The organism is Telluria sp. AZSoR62 (assembly GCF_058111565.1).
Window position 1 is genome coordinate 1 of sequence record NZ_JBYTST010000025.1, and the last position, 6,402, is coordinate 6,402.

General features: G+C 66.2%; 4 protein-coding genes. 3 read left to right on the forward strand and 1 reads right to left on the reverse strand.

Going from position 1 to position 6,402, the window contains the following annotated elements:
* The first annotated feature begins 301 nt into the window (after positions 1-301).
* The 3 genes from AC3XQU_RS22560 (at position 302) to AC3XQU_RS22570 (ending at position 3,954) form a co-directional block, all read left to right on the forward strand.
* Entirely contained in the window at positions 302-754 is a 453-nt protein-coding gene (locus AC3XQU_RS22560; RefSeq protein ID WP_489876406.1) for a hypothetical protein, read from the forward strand.
* Between the two features lie 216 nt (positions 755-970).
* A complete protein-coding gene (locus tag AC3XQU_RS22565; RefSeq protein WP_489876407.1) occupies positions 971-2,452 on the forward strand; it encodes a DUF2868 domain-containing protein in 1,482 nt (493 codons plus the stop codon).
* A complete protein-coding gene (locus AC3XQU_RS22570) occupies positions 2,449-3,954 on the forward strand; it encodes a DUF3482 domain-containing protein (RefSeq protein WP_489876408.1) in 1,506 nt (501 codons plus the stop codon). Before AC3XQU_RS22565 ends, AC3XQU_RS22570 begins: the two co-directional genes overlap by 4 nt.
* On the opposite strand, the gene AC3XQU_RS22575 is transcribed toward AC3XQU_RS22570, so the two are convergent.
* Positions 3,932-6,046 carry a TonB-dependent receptor family protein gene (locus AC3XQU_RS22575; protein WP_489876409.1) on the reverse strand — a complete coding sequence of 705 codons (2,115 nt, stop codon included), beginning with the start codon at positions 6,044-6,046 and terminating at the stop codon, positions 3,932-3,934. The genes AC3XQU_RS22570 and AC3XQU_RS22575 overlap by 23 nt on opposite strands.
* Positions 6,047-6,402 lie beyond the last annotated feature (356 nt).

The window sequence follows — 6,402 nt, forward strand, 5'->3', positions numbered from 1 at the left end:
AACGACTTTGCGCCGATGATAGTGCTGCAACCAGTGTGAAAGTAGGTTATCGTCAGGCTAGTTATAAGCAAAACCCCGCAGAGTGATCTCTGCGGGGTTTTTTGCGTTTGCGTGCTTATTTCTCCTCAGCCCGCCAGCATTGGCAGCACGATATCCGGCGAGGCAAAAGCGCGATAACCGTCCTGTTAGCCCAAGCAAAGCGTGCGGACATTCCTACATATCCGCGAATCCTTCTCCTATACAGACCTGGAGCGGCAGCGCGCATGATCGATCCATTGGTTCAGCACGCAGAGGAGCGATCATGAAATCCAAAGAGAAGGTCAAGGGCGGGGACAATCGTGCCCGGGGTATTCACAAGCCAAAGGTCATGACGGTAGCGGAAGACAGTCTGCAGAGCAGGGCGCCCGGTTATGTCATGCCCGGCGGTGCGGATACGCCGTTCCCGAAGGCGAATCTGGGCGCGATGCAGTCCGACCTGAACCACGGCGCCCGCAACGGCGTCGGCACGCAGCACGGCGCATGGAGTGCGCGCCAGCAGGCGCAGCGCATGCAGGCGCGCGGCGAGCAGGATCGCCTGGGCCAGCTGCAGCAATCGACCGGCATGGAGCAGCAGCAGCCCGCGGGTTCCCAGCAATCCTCGGTCGGCAATCCAGGCTCGCGCCAGTCCGCTTCGGAAGCAGCGCCCCAGGGTGGCCCTGACCAGCCGGCATCCGACTACGGCAGCAAACCCAAACGTGAAACGCCGCGCTCCTGACCAGAAGACTTGCGCACCTGGACCCGGACCCGTTCCGGGTTTTTTTACGCCTGTTCATTTGCCTTCCTGATGAGCGATGCAAAGAATAATTGCACCGCAAGCCCTGGAGGCAAATATCCGGTGCAGTGCATAGTAGGCACACCGCGCTGCCCCTTGCACAAAACTGGGGCACAATGCCACTGTAAGCCTTGCCATTTCAACCATGACGGGAACAGCATGAACGAACAGGTTGCACGCAATGTCGTCCTGGTGCGCGCCATCGAGTCTGCGGATGCGAAGCACGAGGTCCTGAGCGACGACGACCGCAAATACGCAAGCCGCAGTGCGAAGGAGCTCGCGGCATGGCAGGCGGCCGACAGCAAGTCGGCCGTCACCCAGCATCACTTCCTCGAGCAGCGCTCGGAACAGATCCTGAAACGCCTTGGCGAGCGCACGCCCGCTTTCGGCAGCTTCGCCCGGCGCAAGCTCGGCCTGCCGGGCGTCTGGCTTGCCCTGCCATTCCTGGCTTTCGTGGGCGGCGCGGCGATCGACCGGATCGCGGATCCGCACCGCGTCGACCTGCTGTCCGCACCCTTCCTCTTGATCATCGGTTGGAACCTGCTGGTCTACCTGTGCCTGCTGGTGTGGGCGCTCGTTCCCGGTAAACGCCACGGCTGGGCAGGGCCCAAGCTGCTGCGGCGCCTCAGCGTCGGCAAGGCTGCGGTGCCGCGCAAGCTGCCAGGTGCGTTGGCCAATGGCGTGACCGCCTTCATGGCCGACTGGGGCGCGCTGAGCGAACCGCTGGCGCGCGCACGCCTGAGCCGCACCATTCATCTTGCTGCCGCCTGCTTCGCGCTCGGCGCCATCGCCTCGCTGTATGCGCGCGGCCTGCTGACCCAATACCAGATTGGATGGGAGAGCACCTTCCTCGACGGCCGCGACGTCCACACGCTGCTGTCCTGGCTGTTCATGCCGGCCATGAGCGTCTTTCCCTTCCTGCAGGGCTTCTCGCTGGCGGAGATTGAACTGCTGCGCTTCGGGCGCGCGGTATCGACCGTGAGCGGCGAGCGCTGGGTCCACCTGTACGGCGCTACGCTGCTGCTACTCGTGGTTCTGCCGCGCCTGTTGCTGGCAGCGGCCGCAGGCTGGCGCGCGCACCGCCTGGCGCGCCGCTTCCCGCTCGACCTGGACCAGCCCTACTATCGCAAGCTGGCCGATGGCATCGGCGCGGGCACGCCCGCGCTACTGCGCGTTATCCCCTATAGCTACAACCTCGACGAAGCGCGCGACCGCGGGCTGTGGGCGGTGGCCGCGGCCAGCCTGGGCGGCCAGGCGAGGGTCCAGCTGCGTCCCGCGATCGGCTACGGCATCGATGCGAAAGAAGCGCTGCAGGGCACGGCCCTGGATGAACCGGGCATCACGGTGACTGCCGTCCTGTTCAGCCTCGCGGCCACGCCGGAGAACGAAAACCACGGCGACATCCTCGACTACCTGGCCAAGCGGGTCCGGCGCGGCGTGGCGGTACTGGTCGACGAATCGTCCTTCGTCGAGCGCGCCGGCGAGCAGCCCGACCATGCCGCGCGGCTGGCCGAGCGCGTCGCACTGTGGCGCCAGTTCTGCAGCTTCCACGGAACCTCGGCCACCTTCGTGAACCTGGTCCAGCCCGACAAGTACCCGGTCGAACTGGGCGCCGGGCTGGCCCTGCCGGAGCTGCGATGAACGAGGCCCCCGTCAAGATCCAGTTCGCGCTCGTTTCGCACACCAACAACGGCAAGACCACGCTGGCCCGCACGCTGGTGGGCACCGATGTCGGCGAAGTGCGCGACGCCGCCCACGTGACGCAATTCTCCGAAGCGCACCTGCTGCAATCGAGCGAAGCGGGCGACTCCCTCATGCTGTGGGACACGCCGGGCTTCGGCGATTCGGTGCGCCTGCTCAAGCGCCTGTCGATGGCGGGCAACCCGATCGGCTGGTTCCTGCGCGAGGTGTTCGACCGCTACCGCGACCGACCGTTCTGGCTCAGCCAGCAGGCGCTGCGCGCGGCCAAGGAAGAAGCCGACGTCGTGCTCTACCTGGTCAACTCGTCCGAGTCGCCGCAGGATGCCGGCTACCTGCCGCCCGAGATGAAAATCCTCGAGTGGCTGGGCAAGCCGGTCGCCGTGCTGCTCAACCAGATGGGACCACCGCGGCCGGGAGCGGAGGAGTCGGCGGAGCAGGGACGCTGGAAACAGCACCTCGCCCAGTTCCCGGTGGTGAAAGAAGTGCTGCCGCTCGATGCCTTCGCCCGCTGCTGGGTGCACGAGCATGTGTTCTACGAGGCGATCGGCAAGCTGATCGAACCGGACAAGCAGGCAGGCTACGCGCGCGTGCTGGCGGCATGGGAAGCTGCAAACCAGCAGCGTTACCGCAGCGCGCTGCGCCTGGTGGCCGAACTGCTGGCGGTGGCGGCGCGCGACCAGCAGGAAGTCGCCGGTGAAGGCAAGGGCTTGCTGAAGTCGGCCTTGAAGGCGGTTGGACTGGGCAAGGACGAGCAGAAGCGGCAGGAACTGGCCATGGCCGCGCTGGTGCAGCGCCTCAATGACGAAATCGGCACGACCACGGCGCGCATGCTGGTCCTGCACCGGCTCGATCCAGGCGAAGCCGCCGCCATCAATGCGCGCGTGCGCGAGAATTTTGCCGTGCGCGCGCCGGTCGACAAGGCCCAGGCGGGCTTGCTGGGCGCCGTCGTGTCGGGCGCCGCGACCGGGCTGTCGGCCGACCTGATGGCGGGCGGACTGACACTCGGCGGCGGCGCGCTGCTCGGAGCGATTGTCGGCGCGCTGACGATGGCGGGCGCCGCCTGGGGATTCAATGTCGGCACCGACCGCAACCAGCACACCGTGCAGTTTGCCGATGCCTTCCTCCAGACCCTGCTGACCGGCGCGCTGCTGCGCTACCTGGCGGTGGCGCATTTCGGGCGCGGCCGCGGCAATTATGTGGAAAGCGAGGCGCCGCCGTTCTGGCAGGCCGAAGTCGAACGGGCCGTCGGCGCGCATGTGGCCGACCTGCCGGCCCTGTGGCGCGCGCTGCGTGCGGCGCCGGACCTGGGCGCCGCCGTCGCATTGGTGGAAGCGGCGATCGCCCCGGCCGCGGATGCCGTGCTCGCGCAGCTCTACCCGGCGGCGGCGCTACCGGCAGCGGCAGCGCCCGCTGCACTGGCTAAAACTGGTACTGCGCGCTGAAGCCGAGCAGCCAGTTGCGGCCCGGCGCGGCTTCGTAATAGCGGCGGTTCGCTTCCGCGACGATCACCGAGCCGACGATATCGCGGTCGAGCAGGTTGTTCACGCGCAGGTATTCCTTGAACCGCCAGCGGCCGATTTGCTGGCGTGCCTGGACGCGCGCGTTGAGCATGCCGTACCCGGGCGCCGGCACGGCGGTGTTGGCGTCGTCCGGATGGATCTTGCTGCTGGCCTGCGCCTCGAGCGCGGCGTTCAAGCTGCCGTCGCGGGCGGTCCAGCCCAGTTCCGAGAACATGCTCGCGCGCGGCACGCCGGGCAGGCGGTTCCCCTTCGGGATGGCGCCGAAACCGTCGTCGTAGATGGCGCGCAGCAGGTTGGCCGCGACCAGCGTATTCCAGCCGCCGGCGAAGGTTGAGGCGATCGACAGCTCCATGCCCTGGCGCAGGGTGCGCCCCGCGTTACGGTAGCTGGTGCGCCCGCCGCTCGACGCATCGACCACCAGCTCGTCCTGGGTGCGGGCCTGGAACAGCGCGACGTCGGCCCGCGTGTGGGCGCCGAACATCGACTTGGCGCCGACTTCGAGATGCACGCTGCGGCTGGGGGCCAGGCCGAAATTGAAGCCCGCACCGGTGGCGGAGTAGAACAGTTCGTTGAGCGTCGGCGTCTCGAAACCGCGGGCCGCACTGGCATACACGTTCAGCGACGGTGAAATTTTGCGCAGCACGCCCAGCACCGGCGCCGTGCCGTTGTACGAGGTGCCGCCGCTATCGTCGCCGTTCGCGGCAAAGCGGTCGCTCACGCCGACCTTCAGGCGTGTGTGACGCAGGCCGCCCGTCAGCACCCATGCGCCGGATTCCCATTGCGTCTGGATATACGGATCGATGCTCGTCAGGCGATTGTCTTCGTCGCGCCGCAGCCGGCCCTTGACGCCGAAGCCGGCGCTGTCGAAATTCTCGAAGCCCTGGCGCGCGTCTTCCGAATCGGCGTACTCGACACCGAAGGTGGTGCGCAGCGTGCCTGCACCCAGGGCCCGCACGTCCTGCCAGTTGACGTCGACGCCGCGGAAGTCGCGGTCGAAATCGATCACGCCACCCGAGTGGGTGGGAGGCGCCTGGAAGGCGCGCGAGAACGACTGGTACTGGATCACGCGGCGGTTGCCACCGTACACCGTCAGGTGCAGGCGGTGCGGACCGAAGCGCTGCTGCCAGTTCAGGCCCAACTGCTGGTGATCGATGCTCTTGCGGGTGTTGTAGCGCTCGGCGAAGGTGCGCTGCGGCGTCTGCGTATCGGTCAGGTCGATCTCGCCCGCGCGCGGATCGCGTTCGAAGGTCTGCCAGGTGACGCCGAGCGGATCTTGCGTGTCGTCCTGCTCGAGCGAGTTCGCCACGATGGTCAGCTTGCCATCGCGGCCAGTGGCCAGCGTGAGCTTGGCATAAGCCTGGTCGCGGGTTGCCGCGCTGTGGTCGCGGTAGCCATCCGTTTCGAAGCGCGAGGCATCGACCACGTAGCCGATTCCTCCCGCCGCGCCTTGCGCATTGACGTCGGTCTTGCGCAGGCCGTCGCTGCCGGCGCTGGTCGAGACCTCGACTTTCGGGGCGCCTTCGCCATCGCGCGTGAACAGCTGGATCACGCCGCCCGAATGGTTGCCGTACAAGGCGGAGAAGGGACCGCGCAGCACTTCGATACGATCGGCCATGTCGAGGTTGAAGGTCGCCGCCTGGCCCTGGCCGTCCGGCATGGTCGCCGGGATCCCGTCAGCGACCAGCCGAACGCCCCGTACGCCGAAGGACGAGCGCGCTCCAAAGCCGCGCGAAGACACCTGCAGATCCTGCGCATAGTTCTGGCGGTTCTGGACCACGATGCCGGGCACGGTCACCAGCGATTCCGACAGATTGACGCGGACCTGCCCCGCGCCGATGCGCTCCGCATCGACGACACTGACGGCCGCCGGAAGATCGAAGCTCTCCTGCTCGGTGCGCGAACCGGTGACGACCACCACCGCTTGAGGAGAGGGCAGCACCTGGGAAAAGGCAGTGGAGGCGACGCTGGCGAGCAGGCCGGCGACGAGCGGCACAGGGGGAAGGCGAAGAGACATTGATTGTTGAGCAAAATGGCAAGAATGCCATCATAACTGGAGTGCTAGCGGGATGCCTGTTCGGCAGATGCGCACGCGCACGCGAAAGGGCTTGCATAGGACTCGAATCGTTTGCTATAGTTCGCCTCCGCTTCGGGGCACTCAGCAGTCAATGCTGGTGTCGGGACTGAAAAACGTTAACGTAATCAACTAGTTACCGTCATGAAGTCTGCAGAGAAATCTGCAACGAAGCAAAAATGAGGATTGACGAGCCAAGCGAAACACGGCATACTCTCTTTCCTGCTGCTGACGAACACAACGCTTCGTCGAATACAGCAAGGCAGTACCGAATACCGTTCTTTAACAATCAACAGTCG